The sequence below is a fragment of the Agromyces albus genome, assembly GCF_030815405.1.
Taxonomy (GTDB): domain Bacteria; phylum Actinomycetota; class Actinomycetes; order Actinomycetales; family Microbacteriaceae; genus Agromyces; species Agromyces albus_A.
Genome location: NZ_JAUSWX010000001.1, coordinates 383,398 through 404,711 on the forward strand (window position 1 = coordinate 383,398; position 21,314 = coordinate 404,711).

Below are 21,314 nucleotides of genomic sequence, written 5' to 3' on the forward strand. Positions count from 1 at the left end.
TGTTACCGGACACATTGCCGCAAAACCAAGGATCGCAGACGAACTGACCGTGTGCCGAAATCTTCTGGCGACACTTCGTGACTCTGTGCTACGGTCTGGCGTTACCGGTAACAAGGCTACGTCACCGGTTCGCCCGCCACCGAAGTCGTAGGCTCGAGGAGCTGTCAATGTCGACGCATGCCGCCACCGTTCGCGTGTTCCGCGCCACTGCAATCGCCGTCGGCGCCGCTCTCTTGGCGGCCGCCACCGCCGCCGGTCCACTCGTTCCATCCGCGGCCAACGCCGTGCCCGCGGATGCCCCTCGCGACGGCCTGCTTGCCGAATACCTCTTCACCCAGACGACCGGTAGCACGGTGGCGAACACGGCCGGCGGCTCGCTCGGGCCGGCCACGGTCGTCAACGGCAGCGACGCCCTCTGGACCGGATCGTCACTCGTGCTCGCCGGCGGTGCGAAGGGCGGCGCCGGCGACTGGGTGCGGCTGCCCGACAGTCTGCTCGCCGGCGAGGAATCGGCGACGATCACGGTGGAGACGAAGTTCGATCCGTCGATGGCATCCGCTTGGCACTTCCTCTGGAACATCGGTAGCGAGGACACCTCGGCGTACTGGTTCGCCTCGCTGAAGGACACCGCGCGCACCGCGATCACCACCGGCGGCGGTGGCGCAGAGGTGAACGCGCGCGGCCTCGCGCCGCTCACCCCCGGCCGCTGGTACAGCGTGACCAGCGTGATCGACGGCGCCGCCGACATCATCACCTTCTACGTCGACGGCGTGCGCGCCGGCAGCACGTCCACGGCGCTCACGCCCGGCTCCATCGCCGCGCAGACCATGAACACCATCGGCCGTGCGCCGTACCCCGACCCGCTCTACAAGGGTGAGGTCGCCGCATTCCGGGTGTACGACAGGGCCTTGACCCCGGAAGAGGTCACCGAAGTGTCGATCGCAGACGCCGCACCGCACGCCGACGAGATGGCGCCCGCGGCGCAGGCCGCCGTCGACGCGCTCGCCCCGATCGAACTGGACGACGCGCATGTCACGCTGCCGGGGTCGACCTCTGCAGTAGTCACCTGGACGTCGTCGAGCCCAGACATCGTGATCGGCGCCGACGGTCGCTCGGCCACCGTGACGCAGCCGGAGGCCGGGTCCGTGGAGACCACCCTCACCGCGACCGCGACGGTGCGCGGAGTCCCTGCGACGAGAGAGATTCCCGTGACCATCCGCCCCGCAGCGGCCCCGACAGACGACTACGGGTACCTCATGGTGCACTTCATCGAGGACGCTGCCGGCTATGCCGAGAAGATCTACGTCGACATCTCGCGCGGCGACGACCCGGAGAAGTGGGACCCGCTCAACGGCGGTCGGCCGATCCTGGCTTCGCAGCTGGGGACGACCGGCGTGCGTGATCCGTTCCTGACGCGCAATCCCGAGACCGGCCGGTACTACATCATCGCGACCGATCTTCGGGTGTTCGGCGGCGACGGCGGCCCCGCCTCGTGCAACACCTGGTGCCACTGGCAGACGCATGGCAGCACCGATCTCGTGGTCTGGGAGTCAGACGACCTGGTGAACTGGGGCGAGCCGCGAACGTTCGACACGGCGCTCAACAGCAGCGGCACCAAGGTTGCCGACCTCGGCATGGCCTGGGCTCCCGAGGCCCTGTGGGTCGACGACTACTACCCGGACGGTCGTGGCGCGTTCGTCATGTACTGGTCGTCGAACGTGTACCAGGATGCCGCGCACACCGGGCCGAGCTACCAGCGCGTGCTCTGGGGCGCCACCACCGACTTCTCCCAGGAGACCTTTTCGTTCGGTGGCGACTTCGTGAACAGCGGCGCCAGCTCGATCGACACGACGATGATCCAGAACGACGGTACGACCTACCGCATCACGAAGGACAACGGCCTTGGCAAGGGCATCTACATGGAGTCCACCACGACCGAGCGGTGGTGGGAGCCGGACACCTCGTGGACGATCCTGCAGACGGAGATCGGCGCGGCGTGGACAGGCGGACACGCCGGCGGAGTTGAGGGACCGGCCGTATTCAAAAGCCACGACGACGAGAAGTGGTATCTGTACGTCGATGTGATCCCGAGCACCGGATACCGGCCCATGGTCACCACGGACCTCGACACCGGGTGGACTCAGCTGAACGACCCCACGTTCTCGATGGCTCCGCACACCAAGCACGGCGGCATCATCTCCCTGACCAAGGCGCAGTACGACACCGTGCGGTCGGCGGATGCCACGACCGCCGTGTCATCCGACCTCGGCTCGATCGAGATCGACGCCGGCAGTGAGCCGAGCGAACTCGACAGTGCGCTGCCGGCGACCACCGACGTCGTGCTCGCCTACGAGCGGGGCACCGCGTCGCGGCCGGTCGTGTGGAAGGAGGCATCCGTCGATCTCGACACCCCCGGCACCTACCCGATCACGGGAACGGTGAGCACGTACTCGGCCAACCTCGACACGTGGGTCGGGGCCGGCGGCTCGACCGCATGGAACGCACCCGACCGGGCGCTCTCGAGCAGTGCGGCGATCACCGTGAACGCGACCGTGGTCGTGACCGCGCCGGAGGGCCCGTCGTTCACCGTGCTGGCCGACACCCGCTGCGTGGCGGGCAAGGTCGTGCTCGTCGCCAAGACCACGAACACCGGCGAGACGCCCGCCGGGATCGCGATCGACACCCCGTACGGCTCGAAGACGGTGCAACTCGATGCTGGCGCGGCCAAGAGCCTGACGTTCGCGTCTCGTCTCGCCTCCGTTCCGGCGGGCAGCATCGAGGCGACGTCTGCCGGCGGCACCCAGACGGCCGCGTTCGCGGCGCGTACCTGCAACTGACCGCGAACTGGAGCATGGAGAGATGACAGGAACGAGCGGGGTGATCGGTATGGGAGCACGATCGTCGCGTTCGACGACGCCCCGCCTCGAGGTGTCGCGGAGCCGTCTGCATCCTCACGATCTTCCCGCGGACCATGCGGGCGAGACCACGGCCCCCCGAAAGGCCGTGAGTGGCGAGGGAGCCGGCCCCGGTCGCGCTGTCGAGCCTGAAAACGAACGTGTCAGCATCCCGGCTGCACACCGATTCGGTCGGCCGACGCCGGCCGAGGAACTGGAGAAATCATGATCAGCAAAGGTGCTGCAGCGCGCTGCGCTGCGGGTGTGCTCGGCGGGCTCATGCTCGTCGGAGTGGGAACGGCGGCGTTCGCCGCCTACCCCGACCCCGAAGGCAGCTCGGGCGTGGATGTGAAGGTCGACATCGCCGAGGTGCAGAACGGCGCACTGAGCCTGACGGTGGAGAACACCGAGACGGCACTGACCGAGACCGGCTCGACGGCGGAGTACCGCCAGTTCACCGGCGCCCTGCCGAACGTCACGGTCACCGACACGCGCACCGAGGTGCCCTCGGGCGTCTTCTGGTACGTGACGGGCCAGGCGAGCGACTTCGTGGGTGCGGCGGGTCAGCCGTCGATCACCCCCGACCACCTCGGCTGGTCGCCCGCGCTCGTGACCACCGGCAACGGCGAGGTCGCCGCGGGCGACGAGGTGAAGACGTCACTCGACGAGGCGCCGAACAACGTCGGCCTCACCGGCGAGGAACTGCTCGCCCTCTCGCTCGACTCCGCGAGCTCGACCGCGGCTTCCGGCCAGTGGACGGCCGGCGCCAACCTTGTGCTCAAGACCCCGGTCGATGTCGCCCCGGGTGGCTACACGTCGCTGCTGACGCTGTCGCTGTTCGAAGACGCGCTCTGAGCCGGCTCCCCCGGCGGTCGGGTCGGCGCGACATCGCCGGCCCGACCGCACCCCCGACCTCATTTCACTGACCGCATCTCTTCGACCAGGACTCGCCATGAACACATCTCGTCTTCGAGCCGCGCTCGCCGCCCTCGCGACCGTCGCAGGTGCCGCCGCGCTGACCGTGACCGCGACCCCTGCTGTGGCCGACGAGGCCGCGGCGGTATCGTGGTCGGTCACGCCGGCCGATGCTTCGGGGCCCGACGGCCGAGTGGCCATCGAGCACGAGCTCGACGCAGGCGAGACTCTGGAAGACCACTTCGCGGTGCGCAATCTCGGCACTGAAGCGGTCACCTTCCGGGTCGCGGCCGCTGATGGCTTCTACACCCGCAGCGGGCGCTTCGACATGCTGCCGTCGGATCAGGAGTCGGTGGACGCCGGCACCTGGATCGCCCTGCCCGAGAGCGTCACGGTGGAACCCGGCGGCACCGTCGTCGTTCCCTTCACGATCTCGGTTCCCGAGAACGCGGAGCCCGGCGATCACGCCGCCGGCATCGCCGCCTCTGTGCTGTCGCTCAAGCAGGGCGAGGGTGCAGAGGTCGGGGTGGAGAGTCGCGTGGGGTTCCGCGTGATGACCCGCGTGACGGGCGAGCTCGCCCCGGCGTTCTCGGCTCAGAACGTGCGCACCGACTACCGCACCTCGTGGAATCCGCTCGAACCCGGACGCATCGACGTCTCCTTCGACGTGGTCAACGAGGGCAACACGCGTCTCGAGGTGGGCGGGGTGCTCGATCTCGCCGGGCAGCAGGTTCCGTTCCCTGATGAGAGCGCGGGCCGGCAGGAGATCCTGCCGGGGGAGCGTCACACCTTCTCGCTCGTTGTCGACCAGGTGTGGCCGCTGTTCGCCTTCCCGGGCGAGATCGCACTCGCACCATCCGTCACCACTGCCGACGGCCAGTCGACCGAGGTCGCGCCGGCGGCGACACCACTGTTCATCTGGGCGATTCCGTGGCCGCAACTGCTGGTGCTCGCCGGACTCGCCCTCATCGCCATGGCACTGCTCTGGCGCCGCAACCGCTCGACCCGTCGCATCGAAGAACTGGTCAGGCAGGCCCGCGAAGCAGGTCGTCGCGACGCCGTTCCCGAGCGCGCGGCATGAGCTGAGCTGTCAGTTCCCGGTTACGTATCGAAGGAGAACGTATGTTCCAACCGAAGTTCGCACTCAGGTCGGTTTCATTCGCCGCCGCGGCAGTGATGGCAAGTGTCGGCGTGTTCGCGACGACGAGCGCCGCGCAGGCCGCCGTCGAATGGAATCCGGAGTCGTCGTACACGACAACGGACGCCGGCGACGGCACCTACAAGGTGCCCATGCTCAAGTCGGATGTGCCGGATGTCGCCGTCGAGCGGGTCCCTGCGTCGCAGAACGACGAAGGCCGCGACATCTACTACATGGTCAGCACGACGATGCATCTCAGTCCGGGCGCACCGATCATGAAGTCGTACGACCTCGTCAACTGGGAGATCGTGAACTACGCGTTCGATCGCCTCGACATCAGTGATGCCGCATCCTTGCGGAACGGCAAGAACTCCTACGGCGAGGGGCAGTGGGCGTCGTCGATCCGTTTCCACGACGGCACCTACTACGTGCTGATCAATTCGCTGAACCTCGGCGGCGCCTTCCTCTACCGCACCGACGACATCGACAACGGAGCGTGGACGAAGACGGCGTTCGGTCGAGGCTTCCACGATCCTTCGCTCTTCTTCGACGATGCCAACGGCGGAACACCGTACATCTTCTACGGTGGCGGTGGCTCCAGCGCGGTTCGGCTGAACCCGACGCTGACGGCAGTCGAGCAGGACTTTCCGGACGTGATCCGCCGCAGCGACTACGCGGATAAGCCGTACATCGGTAACGACGACGGCATCTTCGAGGGTGCCCAGGTGTCGTTCATCGACGGCTACTACTACGTGGTGATGATCACCTGGCGCAGCGACGGTCGACAGGTCGTCATGTTCCGTTCGCCCGAACTGCTCGGGCGCCTCGCAGACACCCCGGTGACGTACGAGTCCCGCGGGGTGCTGAACTCGAACGGATTCGCGCAGGGCAGTCTCGTGCCCGTCTCGAATGACGCGGGCGGCGACGACTGGCATGGCTTCTTCTTCCGCGACTCGTATCCGGTCGGGCGCATCCCGGCGCTGATCCCGGCAACGTGGAGCAACGGCTGGCCGACGTTCGGCAACAACGGCGTCGTTCCGGTCGACGGCGTCTTCGAGAAGCCGATCGAGCTCACCCCGGAGCAGGAGCGCTTCGAGCGGCTCAAGAGCATCGTCGTGTCCGACGACTTCGACAACGATGCACCGCACCGTGCCTTCCAGGAGGAGCAGTGGACGGTGCCGACACCGCCCGACATCGATGAGACGCTGATCGGCGTCGAACTCTTCGCCAACCCCGGCGCCGAGTCCGGAAACACCGAGGGCTGGATTGCCAACGACGGCGCGACGCTCTCGACGACGCCCGACGCACACTCCGGCTCGACGGCGATCGCGGTCACAGGGCGGACCTTCACGGGATCGGGACCGGCGCAGATCGTCACAGGCAAGGTGCAGCACAACGTCACGTACGACGTCTCGGCATGGATCAAATACGACAACCCTGCGAGCCCGGCGACCAAGCCGTTCATCATCACTGCTCGGTACGGTGGCAACTTCGCCAACCTCACGCCCCAGACGGAGGTTACCCGCGGGACCTGGGTCAAGGTGTCGGGAACGTTTACGATTCCTGCATCCCAGGCTCTCTCCGACGCCCGCATCTTCATCGAGACTCCATGGGTGCCCAATCCGTCGTCAGACCCCGACACGCACCTCATGGACTACAAAGTCGACGACGTGTCACTCGTCGGACGGCCCCCCGTCTCCGGTGAGCTGCCGCATCCCGATGAGATCGCCCCGAACGGGTCGAACCTCGACCTGGCTTGGGAGTGGAACCACACACCAGACAACAGGTACTGGTCGCTCACCGACCGCGAGGGGTGGCTGCGGTTGACGGCCGGCAAGGTCGTGACCGGTGCGTACACGCACCGCGACCCCGGTGGCGAGCTCACCTGGCTCGAAGAAGCTCGCAACACGCTCTCGCAGCGCTCCTTCGGGCCTCGGCAGTCGGCCGAGACGAAGCTCGACATCTCGGGTATGAACGACGGCGACGTCGCCGGACTTGCAGCGTTCGGCCAGGACTTCTCGTACGTCGCGGTCCAGCGCGTGAACGAGGTGAACACGGTGGGGGTCGTCCATCGCGGACGTCCCTTCCCCGCATCGACCGACCAGGCGGCGGTTGAGAGCTTCCTCCCTGGGGCCACTGCGGAACTCGGGGATGCCACGGAGGTGCACCTGAAGGCAGATCTGGACTTCGCCCAGAGCGAAGGGCGGCTCTACACGACCTTCTACTACAGTCTGGACGGGATCGATTGGACCCAGCTCGGCAACGCCGTCGGACCGCTCGAGTTCGGCGGATCGATACACTTCATGGGGCACAGGGTCGCACTGTTCAACTACGCGACCCAGCAGACCGGCGGCCACGTCGACTTCGATCGCTTCCTGCTGAGCGACACCCTGACGTCGCAGAACCAGCCGCTCGACAAGAGCGACCTGGATGCCGCGATCGCCTACGCCGACTCGCTCGACTCGGGAGACTATCCCGCCGAGGCGTGGGCGATGCTCAACGCACTCGCCGAAGCGCGAACGGTGGCGGCAGGGGTGGTCGGCACGCAGAACCAGATCGACGCCCCCGAGCGCGCGCTCAGCTTTGAACTCGCTCGCCTCGGAACGCTGAAGGCGCTGGCGCCGTCACTCGATGTCGAACTGACGGCCGACACCCGCTGCGTGGCAGGAAAGGCTGTCGTCACGGTGCGCGCGAGCAATGCAGAGGAGGTGCCGATCACGGTCGCCTTCGAGACGGCGTACGGCAGCAAGTCCTTCGCCTCGGTCGCGCCGGGCAAGAGCGTGGCCCACGCGTTCACGACGCGTCTAACGAGCGTGCCGGCGGGCGTGGTATCCATGGATGCCACGGCGACCATCGAGGGCCAGCCGGTGACGGTGTCGCACGACGCGCCGTACAACGCACGGTCCTGCGGCTGAACGCGGGTGGTGGGGTCGTCACCGGCGGTCCCACCACCCTCGATCTCGACCGGCCGGCGTGCACGACCGACAATGGACCTGAAGGAGTAGGGAGAAGCGAATGACGCGCACGATCGCAGCAGTCGTCCTGCTCGGGCTGTTCGTCGGGGGGCTCCCGGCCCCAGCTGCGACCGAACCGCTCGACGACGGGGCGGGCGTCGAGATCGGCGTTCTCATCGAACCCCGCGCCGACTGCGCCGATGTGCGGCCGCCCTGCCGCTGCGACGCCGTAGGCACCCCTACGCTGCCGCCGGGCCTCGCCAAGAAGCCGATCCTGCCACCGGGGCAAGCCAAGAAGGCGACGCCGCCGCCAGGACAAGCCAAGAAGGCGACGCCGCGCGACTGGTGCGCGCCTCGCCCCGCCGGCGCGCCGATTCAGGGGCCGAACGAATAGGCTGGTGCCGTCGGCGCGCCGGTGAGCGCTCGAATATGGCGCGTCCGCGCAAGGGTACGCATCAGCGGCGAGACTTCCGCGAGACAGGAGACGGTCGTGAGTGACGTCGAGACGGGGGAACGCCCCGAGAAGCTCGGCATCCGCGAGGTTGCCGCGCTCGCCGGCGTCTCGCACATGACCGTCTCGCGCGTGCTCAACGGACATCCCAACATCCGCCCGGCCACCCGGCAGCGGGTGCTCGACGTCATTCAAGAACTCGATTTCAAGCCCAACAGCGCTGCGCGCGCGCTCGCGACGCAACGCACCCAGCGCATCGGCGTGATCGTCGACAGCTCGGTCGAGTTCGGACCGACCAGCACGCTGCGCGGCATCGAGTTCGCGGCCCGCTCGAGCGGGTACTCGGTCACCTCGGTGGCGATGCAGGACGACGCGAGCCTCACCCCCGAGGGCGCAGTGAGCCACCTCCTCGCCGAGGGCGTCGATGCGGTGTGCGTGGTCGCGCCGCGCTCCTCGTCGGTGTCGGCGCTGCGGCGCATCTCGATCGACGTGCCCGTGCTCGTGGTGAAGGCTGCGAAAGACCCGACCTTCCTCACCGTCAGCGTCGACCAGCAGCTCGGCACGACGCTCGCCGTCGACCACTTGGTCTCGCTCGGACACCGCGACATCCTGCATCTGGCCGGCCCGCTCGACTGGCTCGACGCGCGTGGTCGCGAGCGAGCGTTCCACGGCCGCATCGAGCAATGGGGGCTGAAAGCCCGCCCGATCGTCGTGGGCGACTGGACGGCCGACTTCGGCTACGACTACGCAGCAGGGCTCAGCGGAGTGCCCGAGTACACGGCGATGTTCGTGGCGAACGACGAGATGGCGTTCGGCGTCGTGCACGGCTTCTACGACCGCGGCATCCGAGTGCCCGAAGACGTGAGCGTCGTCGGATTCGACGATCTCCCGCTCTCCCGGCATTTCATTCCGCCGCTCACGACCGTGACCCAGAACTTCCACGCTCTCGGCGTCAAGGCGATGGAGGTGCTGCGCGCGGCGCTCGAGGGGCGCGAGATCCCGCAGCGCTCGAAGATTCCCAGTGAGATCGTCGTGCGCTCGTCGACGGCGCCACCGAGGCCATCATGATCGAGCGGGTTGCCTCGGCGCGACCGGTCGTCGAGATGACCGGCATCACCGTGGTGATCGAGGGCACCGCGGTGCTGCATGGCGTCGATCTGCGGCTGTTCGGCGGCGAGATCCACGCCCTCATGGGCGGCAATGGTGCCGGCAAGTCATCGATGGTGAAGGCGCTGACCGGCGCGTACCGCATCGATGCGGGTGAAGTACGCATCGACGGCGAGCGGGTCGCGGTCTCCGGACCTGCTGCGGCAGAGGCGGCCGGCATCGCCGCAGCCTTCCAAGACGTCGACCTGTGCGGCAACCTCTCCATCGCCGAGAACGTGATGATCGGTCACGAGGAGCGGCGCTGGTACGGCATCTCGTGGGGGGCCACGCGGCGGCGAGCCGTTGCGGTGCTCGACGAGCTGGGACTCGGCGACCTCGACCCCAAGCAGTCGGTGTCGGCGTTGTCGCCCGCCATCCAGCAGCTCGTCGCCATCGCCCGGGCACTCGTGACCCAGCCGAAGGTGCTCGTGCTCGACGAGCCCACCTCGAGTCTCGACGCCGACGAGGTGGCCACCCTCTTCCGTGCTCTGCAGCGGCTCCGCGAACAGGGCGTGGCGATCCTCTTCGTCTCGCACTTCCTCGAACAGGTCTATGCGATCAGCGACCGCATCACGGTGCTGCGCGACGGCCGCGGCCAAGGGGAGTACCCGACCCGAGAACTCGATCGCGCCGAGCTGATCTCGAAGATGATCGGCAAAGACCTCACCGAGCTCCGCCGGATCGGATCCGAGCGACGTGCCCATCGAGCGGAGCCGACCGGCGAGCCCGTGTATCGTGTGGTCGGCCTCGGTCGCCGGGGCGAGTTCGACGCGACCGATTTCGAGGTGCACCGCGGCGAGGTGGTCGGCCTCGGGGGCCTGCGCGGTTCGGGCCGGAGCGAGTTCGGCCAGTTGCTCGCCGGCGTCGTGCACGGTGACTCGGGAACGATCGAGATCGACGGCCGCAAGGTCGCGCTGTCGAACCCCGCGACGGCGTTGCGCCACCGCATCGCGTTCGCGAGCGAAGATCGCCGTGACGGCGGCATCATCGAGGAGCTGAGCGTGCGCGACAACATCGTGCTCGCACTCCAGGCGATCCGGGGCTGGGCGCGGCCGATCTCCCACGCCGAGCGCGATGCGCTGGTCGAGCGGTTCATGGAGTCGTTCGACATCGTCGCCCCTGGGCCGGATGCTCCGGCCAAGCAGCTCTCCGGCGGAAACCAGCAGAAGGTACTGCTTGCGAGATGGCTCGCCACGAGGCCCCGCGTGCTCGTGCTCGACGAGCCGACGCGCGGCGTCGACATCGCAGCGAAGGTCGAGATCCAGGCCCGCGTGGCGGAGATGGCCAGAGACGGCGTGGCCGTGGTGTTCATCTCGTCAGAGCTCGACGAGGTGGTGCGGCTGAGTGATCGCATCGCGATCCTCAAGGACCGCCGCAAGATCGGCGAGGTGAGCAACGGGCCGGGGCTCAGCGTCGACACGATCATCGAGATGATCGCGGCTGCCGACGAAGACGACGCGTAACGCCGACGAGGGCTTGCGAGCGTCGTTTCCCGAACGTTATGTTTCCGGGAACATCGTCTTGCGTTCCAGATCTTGTTCCCGGTAACATGCTCGGAGCGGCACGCATCGAGCGGAGCTGCAATCACACACACAGCCCGCGAGAGCGGGTAGAAGCCGGCAGCAGTGCCGGATCTCAAGGAGGAGATCACATGTCAGTTCAGAGGCGATTCACGAAGATCCTCGGCCTGGCGGCCGTCGGCGCGATCAGCATCGGCCTCGCCGCGTGCTCGAGCGGCGCCAGCGGTTCGGGCGGCGGAGAGGGCGACCTCACCACGGTCGGATTCGTCGCGGTGGGCCCCGAGGGTGCATGGCGCGAGGCGAACGAGACGAACATCCAGGACACGTTCACGAAGGATGCCGGCTTCGACCTGAAGTACGCGCCGGCCACGAACCTCGACCAGAAGTCGCAGATCGACGCATTCACGTCGTTCGTCGACGAGGGCGTCGACGTGATCCTGCTCTCGGCCACCGAGGCATCCGGCTGGGAGGACTCGCTCGCTCGTGCGCAGGAGGCCGAGATCCCCGTGATCCTGCTCGACCGCGGCATCGAGCCCGAAGACACGAGCCTCTACGTCACCCGCATCGCCCCCGACAACGTCGAGGTCGCCAAGGAGGTCGGCGCCTGGGCCGCCGAGCAGTTCCCCGATGGCGGCAACTACATCACCCTCGAGGGCCCCGCCGGCGTCGGCGTGGTCAACGAGCGCAATGAGGGCTGGAACGAGTCGGTCGAGGGCTCGAAGCTCGTGCAGGTCGCCGCGCAGACCGCGAACTGGTCGGCCGAAGAGGGCAAGAGCGTCACCGAGACGCTGCTCAAGGCGAACGGCAACAACATCCAGCTGATCTTCGCTCAGAACGACGAGATGGGCCTCGGCGCCGCGCAGGCAGCCGAAGAGGCCGGCCTCACGCCGGGCGTCGACATCAAGATCGCGACCATCGACGGCACGAAGTCAGCCATGGAGGCGCTCGCCGACGGCCAGCTCAGCTACGTGCACGAGTACAACCCGCTGTTCGGTGAGACCGCGCTCGAGGTCGTCGAGAAGGCGCTCGCCGGCGATTCGGTCGAGTCGTACATCATCGTACCGAGCGAGGCGTTCGACTCTGCCGAGGCAGCGCAGGCCGTGCTCGCCGACCGCAAGTACTGACGGTCGCCACGCCGCACTCGCGGCGAACGGCAACTGAGGTGCGGGGCCGGCTGCCACAGCGGCCCCGCATCGTCGTCCACAGAACGGCCGACCGCGTCGATGCGGCCGGAGCACAGAAATGCGAGTGCCATGACTGAAGCACTGCCCCACATCGAGATGCGCGACATCTCGATCGAATTCCCGGGCGTCAAGGCGCTGGATGGCGTGGACTTCCGCCTCTTCCAGGGCGAGATCCACGCCTTGATGGGCGAGAACGGCGCCGGCAAGTCGACGCTCATCAAAGCGCTCACGGGTGTCTACAAGATCGATGGCGGCTCCATCGTCGTCGCCGGCCAGGAGCGCCAGTTCCACGGCACCGGCGACGCGCAGAGCGCGGGCATCTCGACCGTCTACCAAGAGGTCAATCTCGTCACCAACCTCTCCATCGGCGAGAACGTGATGCTCGGCCACGAGGTGCGCGGGGCGTTCGGCGTCAACTGGCGAGCCACCCACACGGCCGCGACGGAAGCGCTCGCGACGCTCGGCCTCGAGCACCTCGACACGCACAAGCCGCTGTCGACCCTCTCGATCGCGCTCCAGCAGCTCGTCGCGATCAGCCGCGCGATGGCCGTCAAGGCGAAGGTGCTCATTCTCGACGAGCCGACGTCGAGCCTCGACGCGGCCGAGGTCGAGGGGCTCTTCCGCGTGATGCGGGTGCTGCGCGACCAAGGCGTCGCGATCCTGTTCGTGTCGCACTTCCTCGATCAGATCTACGCGATCAGCGATCGGCTCACCATCCTGCGCAACGGCCGTTACGAGGGCGAGTACCTCACGCGCGAACTCGACCGCCACGAGCTGATCTCCAAGATGATCGGCAAAGATCTCAGCACGCTCTCGTCGCTCGGCGGCAACCGTCGAGCCGAGGAGCGCGACTACGCCGTCGAAGAGCCGCTGCTCTCGGCGAAGGGCATCGGCCGGCGCGGCTCCATCGAGCCCACCGATCTCGACATCCACCGCGGCGAGGTGATCGGCTTCGCCGGTCTGCTCGGCTCGGGTCGCACCGAGCTCGCCCGACTGCTCTACGGCGCCGACCGCACTGACGAGGGCGAGATCACCCTGCACGGCGCACGTGTCGACATCAAGAGCCCGGCCGATGGCCTCGGCAAGCGCATCGCATTCTCGACCGAGAACCGTCGCGACGAGGGCATCATCGGCGACCTGACCGTTCGAGAGAACATGATCCTCGCGGTGCAGGCCGAGCGCGGATGGGCCCGGCCCATCCCGCGCAAAGAGCAGGACGAACTCGTCGAGAAGTACATCACCGCGCTCAACGTGCGGCCGGCCGACCCGAATCGGCTGATCAAGAACCTCTCGGGCGGCAACCAGCAGAAGGTGCTGCTCGGCCGCTGGCTCGCGACCACGCCCGAGCTGCTGATCCTCGACGAACCGACGCGCGGCATCGACGTCGGCGCGAAGGCCGAGATCCAAGAGGCCGTCGCGGCACTCGCCGAAGACGGCGTCTCGGTCGTGTTCATCTCCTCCGAACTCGAGGAGGTCGTGCGCCTGAGCGAGCGGATCATCGTGCTCAAGGACCACCAGAAGATCGGCGAGATCGTGAACGGCCCGACGGTCACCGCGCAGCAGGTCGTCGACGTCATCGCGGCACATGGTGTCGAGGCGGCCGCGCACAGTGGCATCATCGATGCCGAAGCAGGTCTGCACCCGAGCGACAGCCGGCAGGCGAGCGCGCATGCGCTCGCCCTGGCGAAGGAGGAATCATGAGCACCGATGCTCGATGGTCATGGCTGCGCGAACTCATTCGCAAGCCGTTCTTCTGGGGGCTGATCGCCATCGTCGCGCTGCTCGCCCTGAACGTGCTGAAAGACCCCAACTACCTCGCGCTCTCGATCAATCCGGTCAACGGCAACCTCGTCGGCAACGTCGTCGACATCCTGCGGGCCTCCGCGCCGATCCTGATGATCGCGGTCGGCATGTCGCTCGTCATCGCGACCGGTGGCATCGACCTCTCGGTCGGCTCGGTGATGGCCGTCTCGGGCGCCGTCGCGATGGTGTTCATGAAAGAGGCTGGGGAGTCGGGCTCGCTCGGCGCCGCACTCGGCGCGATCGGCCTCGCCCTGCTCGTCAGCGCGGTGCTCGGCGCGGTGAATGGCGTGCTGGTGGCCTACGTCGGCCTGCAGCCGTTCATCAGCACGCTCATCATGATGCTCGCCGGTCGCGGTATCGCGAAGGTGATCACCGAGGGGCAGAACACCTCGGCCACGAACGACCCGTTCCGCTGGATCGCGAACGGGTTCGTCATCGGCCTTCCCGTCGTCTTCCTCCTCGCGATCCTGATCGTGCTCGTCGTCGGCTTCGTGGTTCGCCGTAGCGCGCTCGGCCTCATGATCGAGGCGATCGGCATCAACCCGAAGGCGAGCCGCATGGCGGGCATCAAGCCGAACGGCCTGCTGCTCACCGTCTACATCCTGAGCGCGGTGCTCGCCGGCATCGCCGGCATCATGTCGGTCGGCACCGTGATGACGGTCGACGTCTCTCGCACTGGCTACCAGATGGAACTCGACGCGATCCTCGCCGTCGTCATCGGCGGCACCTCGCTCGCCGGCGGCAAGTTCTCGATCGGCGGCGCGGTCGTCGGCGGCCTGCTCATCGCGACGCTCGACAAGACCATCGTCTTCCTCGGCATCTCGTCGTCTGCCACCCCGGCGTTCAAGGCGATCGTGATCGTCGTGCTGTGCCTCCTGCAGTCCGAACGCGTGCGCAGCTGGTTCGTGCAACGGCGCAGGCCCCCCCAGGGGCGGATGACACCGAGCCCGGCTCCGGTGAAGCAGGAGAACCAGGAGGTGACGGCATGACCGCCGTGCAGACCCCTCGGGCCGACTCGTCGGCCGAGGCATCCGCAGTCTCGAAGCTCGTAGCGCGCGTGAAGCGCGTCGTCGCATCGAACCCGTCGGTGCTGCCGACCGTCGCGGCGATCGTCATCTTCATCGGCATGGTGATCTACGGCGAAGTGGCCTACGGCCGCATCGTGCAGGCCAACACGCTGTCGAACCTGCTCATCAACAACGCGCACCTCATCATCCTCGCGGTGGCCATGACGTTCGTGATCCTCACGGGCGGCATCGACCTGTCGGTCGGCTCGATCATCGCGCTCTCGAGCGTCGCCGGGGTCATGCTCTCCAACGCCGGCTGGGATCCGCTCGTCGTGATCGTGCTGATGATCCTCATCGGCACGGTGTTCGGCCTGGCCAGCGGCATCCTGATCCAGTACTTCAACGTGCAGCCGTTCATCGCGACGCTCGCGATGATGTTCCTCGGGCGGGGCCTCGCGGCGCTGCTCAGCACCCAGCCCGAGCGGCTTCCCGAGGATTCGCCGATCCGATGGCTCGGCGAGCAGTTCAAGGTCGTCGACGGCGAGAAGGTGAACGACGTGGTGGTCACGCCCGGTGTCGTGATCGCGCTGCTCGTCGTGCTCGCCGCCTTCTTCGTGCTGCATCGCACGCGCACCGGGCGCACCGTGTACGCGATCGGCGGCTCCGAGAGCTCGTCGGCGCTCATGGGCCTCGCCGTGCCGCGCACCAAGGTGCTCGTGTACGTCATCAGCGGCACGCTCTCGGGCGTCGCCGCCGTCGTCTACACCTCGCGTCTCGGCATCGCGCAGAACATCACCGGCATCGGCTGGGAGCTCGACGCGATCGCCGCGACCGTGATCGGCGGCACGCTGCTCACCGGCGGCTACGGCTACGTGCTCGGCTCGGTGATCGGCGCCCTCGTGCTCGGGCTCATGAATGTGCTGATCACGCGCGACGGCGGCATCCCGCCCGAAATGACGACGATCATCACGGGCGGCATCCTGCTGGTCTTCGTGCTGTTGCAGCGCGCGGTGACCTCGAAGCGGCATACCTAGCCGCCGGGCTCCGCGTCGTCACGACGGCCGGCACAGTGAAGGGCCGGATGCCGCGAGGCATCCGGCCCTTCGTCGTTCTCACGCTCGGTGTGATCCAGACCATCATCACGTTCGAGGGCACCCTCTCGTCGTGGTGGACGAGGATCTTCATCGGCGCACTGCTGCTCGTGTTCATCATCTTGCAGAAGGTGCTTACGGCCCGAAGGCGCTGAGCCTCCCGGCCCGGGGAACTGTGGGCAGCATAATCGACGGTAGTGGACGCGCCGGGGGCGCGAGGCAGGAGCGCAGCAGCGAGTGAGCGACCGGGACGACAAGGGGCGCGTCGCGACGATCTTCGACGTCGCGCGACTCGCAGGCGTGTCGCATCAGACCGTGTCGCGTGTGCTCAACGACCTGCCGAACGTGCGCCCCGCGACTCGCGCGCGAGTCGAGCAGGCGATCAAGCAGCTGCGCTACGTGCCTTCACCGGCCGCCCGCGCACTCGTCACCCGCCGCACCCGCACTCTCGGCCTGATCGTCACCGGCGCGCCCGACTACGGACCGTCGAGCACCGCGCTGCACTTCAACGAGGCTGCGCGCGACGCCCGATACTCGGTGATCACCGCGAGCATGCTCGAGACGGATGCCGCGGTCATGCGCTCGGCGGCCGAGCTGCTCGTGCGGCAGAACGTCGAGGCGATCGTGCTCATCGCGGCGCAACGTGCGGCGCTCGACGCGCTCGACGGCATCGAACTCGGCGTGCCGATCATCGCGGTCGCATCCGAGGATCGCGGCGGAATGCACCGGGTCTGGCTCGACCAGTACGCCGGCGCGCGCCTCGCCGTCGACCACCTCGTCAGCCTGGGCCACCGCGAGATCCGGCACCTCGGCGGACCACCCAACGCGATGGACGCCGCCGAGCGCATGCGCGGCTGGTCGGCCGCGCTCGCCGAGCACGGACTGCCGGCTCGCGAGCCGTTGCTCGGCGACTGGACGCCTGGGAGCGGTTATGTGCACGGCCGAATGCTCGCCCGCGACGCCGAGATGACCGCGGTGTTCGTGTCAAACGACCAGATGGCGATCGGCGTGGTGCACGCGCTCGCCGAGGCGGGCCTCTCGGTGCCCCATGATGTGAGCCTCGTGGGCTTCGACGACATCCCCGAGGCGGCCTACGTCGCCCCGCCGCTCACGACCGTGCGGCAGGACTTCGACGCGCTCGGCCGTGCCGCCATGGCCGGGGTGCTCGGCGTGCTCGGCGACGACGAGCGGCTCGTGCCCGAGCCGAGCGTGCCCGACCTCATCGTGCGGGCGAGCACGTCCGCCCCGAGCCGGGATCGCGTCGCCCTCACCCCCTGAGGGCGGGCACCGCCCGACGCCGCCTCCGGCGGGCCGACCTTGGGCGTCGGGGCGTCGCCAGCCACATCGAGAGTGCGCTTCGTGTCGGAATGCCGCGCGCATTCCGACACCAAGCGCACTCTCGGCGCCCGGTGGTCGAGTAGCGCCCGGCGCAGCCGGCCGCGTATCGAAACCACCACGCGCACGCTCGGTGGTTGAGCAGCGCACGGCGCCGCTCACAGGACGCCGAGGATGGTGCCGCCGAGAAGTGGGCCGTGCCGCCGCATCAAGCGGGGGAGGGCGAAGCCGCGCCAGCCGGGCTCCTCGCCCAGCGGCCCCCGAGGAGGAGGGTCGTCACGAACGCCAGGGGGTACGCGAGGATCAACGAGAGGGTCAGCGGCTCGAACGAAGCGAGGACCCCAGGCACCACGATCGCGCCCAAGAGAATCGTCCTCTGCAGAATCGGTCGATTCGTCGACTTGTCTACCGGTTTTCGAGAGAGAAGGTCCTCCAGAGCGTCTGTCGGACTCGCCCTCCATCGAGAGTGCGCTTGATGTCGGAATGCCGCACGCATTCCGACCGCAAGCGCACTTTCGGATGGTTGAGTAGCGCCCGGCGAAGCCGGCCGCGTATCGAAACCACACACGTGAACCAGGGGGCCGGGCGGCGCCGGGCACCGCGCCGCCCGGCGCCGCGAGCGCGTCGATTCGCGACATCCGGAGCCCGATTCGAGCCGACATTGTCGCGAATTGACGCGCTCGTCTCCGCGGCATCCGCTCGCTTACTGCTGCGAGTAATCGGGCAACTGCTGCAGGGTCCACTTGTTGCCGTCGGGATCGTTCACAGTGACGAAGCGGCCCCACGGCTGCTCGTCGACGCCCTCGGCCTCGACTCCCTTGGCGCGGAGATCGGCGAGCACGGCGTCGGCGTCGGGGATGACGACCTGGATCGAGTCCTGCTGGCCTGGCTGCAGCGTGCCGCCGATGCCCTCGCCGAACGCGATCGAGCAGGCCGAGCCGGGCGGCGTGCACTGCACGAAGCGCAGCGTCTCGGAGACCCGCTGGTCATGGTCGGCGTTGAAGCCGAGCTTGTTCACGTAGAAGTCCTTCGCGCGGTCGACGTCGGTGACGGGCACGAAGATGAGTTCGATCTTCCAGTCCATGGGGCGTGCTCTCCTTCTCGAGTGGCGATCTGCTTCATCGTGGCACCGACCCCCGACGGCCGTTGGTTGAGTAGCGCCCGGCGAAGCCGGCCGCGTATCGAAACCACACCCGAACTGCCAAGATTGACCCCATGGCGCTGAACATCACGGGAGATACGGCGGCCGACGAGCTGCTCGGCAACGACGCGTTCGCACTGCTTACGGGCATGCTGCTCGACCAGCAGGTGCCGATGGAATCCGCCTTCGCTGGTCCTGAGAAGATCCGCCAGCGCATCGGCACGATCGACCCGGCGGCGATCGCCGACTACGACCCCGACGCGTTCGTCGACGTGTTCAAACAGACCCCGGCGGTGCACCGTTTCCCCGGCTCGATGGCGGGCCGGGTGCAGGCGCTCGCGGCGGCCGTTCGCGACGACTGGGGCGACGACGCATCCGCCATCTGGACGCAAGGCGACCCCGACGGCGCCGAGGTGCTGCGACGGCTGAAGGCGCTGCCCGGCTTCGGCGAGCAGAAGGCGAAGATCTTCCTGGCGCTGCTCGGCAAGCAGCTGGGATTGAAGGCGAGCGGATGGCGCGAGGCCGCCGGTCACTATGGCGAAGACGGCGTGTATCGCTCAGTCGCCGACATCGTCGACCCCGAGTCGCTCGTCAAGGTGCGTGCCACGAAGCAAGCGGCCAAGGCCGCCGCGAAGGACGCGAAGAGCTGAGGGCGGTCGGCGCTACTCAACCACCGGAGGGGCGAGGCGGCCGAGCACGCGGGACGAGACATCCGCCAGCGCCCGCTTCTCGTGGGGCTCGAGCTGGTCGAGGAAGAGACTGCGAATCGCCATCGCGTGATCGCGCATCGCTTTAAGCAGGGCGAGGCGACCTGCCTTCGTGAGCACGACGAGCGTGCCGCGGGCGTCGGTGTCGTGCTCGACGCGCTCGACGAGCCCGCGGGTCGCCATGCGCGTGAGCTGGTGCGACACTCGGCTCTTTTCCCAGCCGATCTTCTCGCCGAGGGCACTCGGTCGAAGCTGATGCTCAGGAGCCTTGAAAAGCGTGAGCAGAACGCCGTAGTCGCCTTGCGAGATGCCCGCGTCGCGTTGCAGCCGACGGTCGAGCTCGCGTGCCAAGTGGTTGTGCATGGCTACGAAGCCGCTCCAGAGCGCCCACTCGGCCTCGTCGATCTCGGACACCTCAGACATGCTCTCGAGACTACCCGACGGTTGGTTGACACGTCAGCTTTCACATCGGCGATCAGCGCGGGTCAGTCGACGAGGAACTCCGCGATCGTGAGCGCCATGCGCCGCGGCTCCCAGGTGTGATCGGATGCCGGGATGACGCGCTTCTCGGCGTTCGGCAGCGCCGCGACCATCGAGTCGGCCGCCGGCCCCATGAAGTCGAGGGTCTCCTCACCGACGAGCGCGAGGGTCGGCTGCGTGATGTCGCGCCAGAGCTCGGCGCGCGGCGCGCTCTGCGTCCACTCGAGCGCCTCGGAGTCTGGCTCGAGGCTCGGGCCAAGCGCAGTCATGATCGGCCAGCCGGGGCTCGCCTTCGCACCATCGAGCCATTCGCGCGGCATGTCCTTCATGAAGTACTCGATCGTGGCGTCGCCGTCGCCGGCGGCGATGCGCTCGCGCAAGCCCGCGAGGAACTCGGCGCCCTGCGAGCCGAGCTCCTCGTCGAGCGGTACCTCCCAGAGGACGAGCTTCGAGATCGGGAGCCCGGATGCCGCAGCCGCGAGCGAGATCGCACCGCCCGACGAGCTGCCGAACAGGGCGACCGCGTCGTCGGCTCCCTCGGTCACCGCGGCGATGATCGCGCGCAGGTCGTCGAGCGTCTGCGCGAGCGTGATCGGGCCATCCGCCGGGCTCTCGCCGCGCCCGCGCCGGTCGTAGTTGACGACCGTGAAGCCATGCGACGCAAGCATCGTCGCCATCTCGGCCGTCGTGGGATCGAACGCGCGGAACTGCATCGCCCCGTGGACGATGATCACGGGCGGCCCGGAGCCCTCCTCTTCATAGGCGATGCGGGTGCCGTCGGCGGATGTCGCGTACAGGGTCATCGTCGAGTCCTTCCTCCTGCTCGGGGTCAGGCTACCCAGCCCGTCCGACGTCCGCATCGGACGGTGGCCGTGTGGCGTGGCCGGGGGACTCGATACGCCCGCTTCGCGGGCTACTCGACCGCCGGCGCGACGCCGGCAGGAATGTCAGTGGGTGGTGGCATCGTTGGAGTCACAACACCATATGTAGGGGTCGGCGGGTCGAGCAGGCCCAAGGGATCGTGGCAGGCAACACGCCGCGACACGCCCGGCATCCGTCCACAGGCGAAGAGTTTTCCAGCTCGCCGCATGTGGATAACCTCGGGGCCACCCGCGAGAATCCGCCGATCGTCGCGACATCCGTTGTGCACAGCCGGTGGAGAACCCGGTGGATAACTACACGAATGTAACTACAGCATGTTGTGCCAGTTCTGTTCCGCAGGCACTAGATGTAGTATTAGAAGTCCAGTGAGGTACTGGGGGCGAGCTCCCTCGGGAGCCCGGAGAACGAGGGGAAGACAATGACGGTTACGGTTTACACGAAGCCTTCGTGCGTGCAGTGCAACGCCACGTATCGTGCCCTCGACAGCAAGGGCATCGAGTACGAAGTGCTCGACCTCTCTGTCGATGAGAACGCCCTCGCGCAGGTCAAAGAGCTCGGTTACCTGCAGGCGCCGGTCGTCATCACCGACGAAGGCCACTGGTCCGGTTTCCGCCCCGACAAGATCGACGAACTCGCCTCACGCCTCGCATAGCGGCCCTCCGGCCG

General features: G+C 67.8%; 18 protein-coding genes. 15 read left to right on the forward strand and 3 right to left on the reverse strand.

Annotation, left to right across the window (positions count from 1 at the left end; all coding sequences use genetic code 11):
* Positions 1-167 precede the first annotated feature (167 nt).
* From QFZ29_RS01670 to QFZ29_RS01730, 13 genes are all read left to right on the forward strand, one after another.
* On the forward strand, positions 168-2,837 hold the full coding sequence (locus QFZ29_RS01670; protein ID WP_306892503.1) for a LamG-like jellyroll fold domain-containing protein: 2,670 nt from the start codon (positions 168-170) through the stop codon (positions 2,835-2,837).
* A 282-nt stretch (positions 2,838-3,119) separates the two neighbouring features.
* Entirely contained in the window at positions 3,120-3,749 is a 630-nt protein-coding gene (locus QFZ29_RS01675) for a hypothetical protein (RefSeq protein WP_306892504.1), read from the forward strand.
* 97 nt (positions 3,750-3,846) lie between these two features.
* Complete coding sequence (locus QFZ29_RS01680; RefSeq protein WP_306892505.1) at positions 3,847-4,890, forward strand: hypothetical protein; 1,044 nt, start codon at positions 3,847-3,849, stop codon at positions 4,888-4,890.
* Between the two features lie 41 nt (positions 4,891-4,931).
* The gene (locus QFZ29_RS01685; RefSeq protein ID WP_306892506.1) at positions 4,932-7,862 is read left to right on the forward strand and encodes a family 43 glycosylhydrolase; all 2,931 of its coding nucleotides are present in this window, start codon (positions 4,932-4,934) and stop codon (positions 7,860-7,862) included.
* A 100-nt stretch (positions 7,863-7,962) separates the two neighbouring features.
* Complete coding sequence (locus tag QFZ29_RS01690; protein WP_306892507.1) at positions 7,963-8,295, forward strand: hypothetical protein; 333 nt, start codon at positions 7,963-7,965, stop codon at positions 8,293-8,295.
* A gap of 96 nt (positions 8,296-8,391) precedes the next feature.
* Entirely contained in the window at positions 8,392-9,420 is a 1,029-nt protein-coding gene (locus QFZ29_RS01695; protein ID WP_306892508.1) for a LacI family DNA-binding transcriptional regulator, read from the forward strand.
* On the forward strand, positions 9,417-10,961 hold the full coding sequence (locus QFZ29_RS01700; protein ID WP_306892509.1) for a sugar ABC transporter ATP-binding protein: 1,545 nt from the start codon (positions 9,417-9,419) through the stop codon (positions 10,959-10,961). The genes QFZ29_RS01695 and QFZ29_RS01700 overlap by 4 nt, the downstream gene beginning before the upstream one ends.
* Before the next feature lie 188 nt (positions 10,962-11,149).
* Positions 11,150-12,142, forward strand: a complete 993-nt coding sequence (locus QFZ29_RS01705) for a substrate-binding domain-containing protein (protein WP_306892510.1) — start codon at positions 11,150-11,152, stop codon at positions 12,140-12,142.
* 129 nt (positions 12,143-12,271) lie between these two features.
* Complete coding sequence (locus QFZ29_RS01710; RefSeq protein WP_306892511.1) at positions 12,272-13,903, forward strand: sugar ABC transporter ATP-binding protein; 1,632 nt, start codon at positions 12,272-12,274, stop codon at positions 13,901-13,903.
* A complete protein-coding gene (locus tag QFZ29_RS01715) occupies positions 13,900-14,994 on the forward strand; it encodes an ABC transporter permease (RefSeq protein WP_022891368.1) in 1,095 nt (364 codons plus the stop codon). The genes QFZ29_RS01710 and QFZ29_RS01715 overlap by 4 nt, the downstream gene beginning before the upstream one ends.
* The gene (locus QFZ29_RS01720; RefSeq protein ID WP_306892512.1) at positions 14,991-16,046 is read left to right on the forward strand and encodes an ABC transporter permease; all 1,056 of its coding nucleotides are present in this window, start codon (positions 14,991-14,993) and stop codon (positions 16,044-16,046) included. The genes QFZ29_RS01715 and QFZ29_RS01720 overlap by 4 nt, the downstream gene beginning before the upstream one ends.
* 47 nt (positions 16,047-16,093) lie before the next feature.
* The gene (locus QFZ29_RS01725; protein ID WP_306892513.1) at positions 16,094-16,258 is read left to right on the forward strand and encodes a hypothetical protein; all 165 of its coding nucleotides are present in this window, start codon (positions 16,094-16,096) and stop codon (positions 16,256-16,258) included.
* Between the two features lie 82 nt (positions 16,259-16,340).
* Positions 16,341-17,381, forward strand: coding sequence for a LacI family DNA-binding transcriptional regulator (locus QFZ29_RS01730; protein WP_306892514.1), 1,041 nt, complete (start codon positions 16,341-16,343; stop codon positions 17,379-17,381).
* Positions 17,382-18,141: 760 nt separating this feature from the next.
* Here the strand turns inward: QFZ29_RS01730 and QFZ29_RS01735 are convergent.
* Entirely contained in the window at positions 18,142-18,522 is a 381-nt protein-coding gene (locus QFZ29_RS01735) for a glyoxalase superfamily protein (RefSeq protein ID WP_306892515.1), read from the reverse strand.
* A gap of 131 nt (positions 18,523-18,653) precedes the next feature.
* Between QFZ29_RS01735 and QFZ29_RS01740 the strand changes: the two genes are divergently transcribed.
* Positions 18,654-19,229 carry an HhH-GPD-type base excision DNA repair protein gene (locus QFZ29_RS01740; protein WP_306892516.1) on the forward strand — a complete coding sequence of 192 codons (576 nt, stop codon included), beginning with the start codon at positions 18,654-18,656 and terminating at the stop codon, positions 19,227-19,229.
* 12 nt (positions 19,230-19,241) lie between these two features.
* Here the strand turns inward: QFZ29_RS01740 and QFZ29_RS01745 are convergent, their stop codons facing one another.
* Complete coding sequence (locus QFZ29_RS01745; protein ID WP_306892517.1) at positions 19,242-19,709, reverse strand: MarR family winged helix-turn-helix transcriptional regulator; 468 nt, start codon at positions 19,707-19,709, stop codon at positions 19,242-19,244.
* Positions 19,710-19,771: 62 nt separating this feature from the next.
* A complete protein-coding gene (locus tag QFZ29_RS01750; protein ID WP_306892518.1) occupies positions 19,772-20,569 on the reverse strand; it encodes an alpha/beta fold hydrolase in 798 nt (265 codons plus the stop codon).
* A 497-nt stretch (positions 20,570-21,066) separates the two neighbouring features.
* On the opposite strand from QFZ29_RS01750, the gene nrdH reads away from it, so the two are divergent.
* Complete coding sequence (gene nrdH, locus QFZ29_RS01755) at positions 21,067-21,300, forward strand: glutaredoxin-like protein NrdH (RefSeq protein WP_026481845.1); 234 nt, start codon at positions 21,067-21,069, stop codon at positions 21,298-21,300.
* Positions 21,301-21,314: the final 14 nt, after the last annotated feature.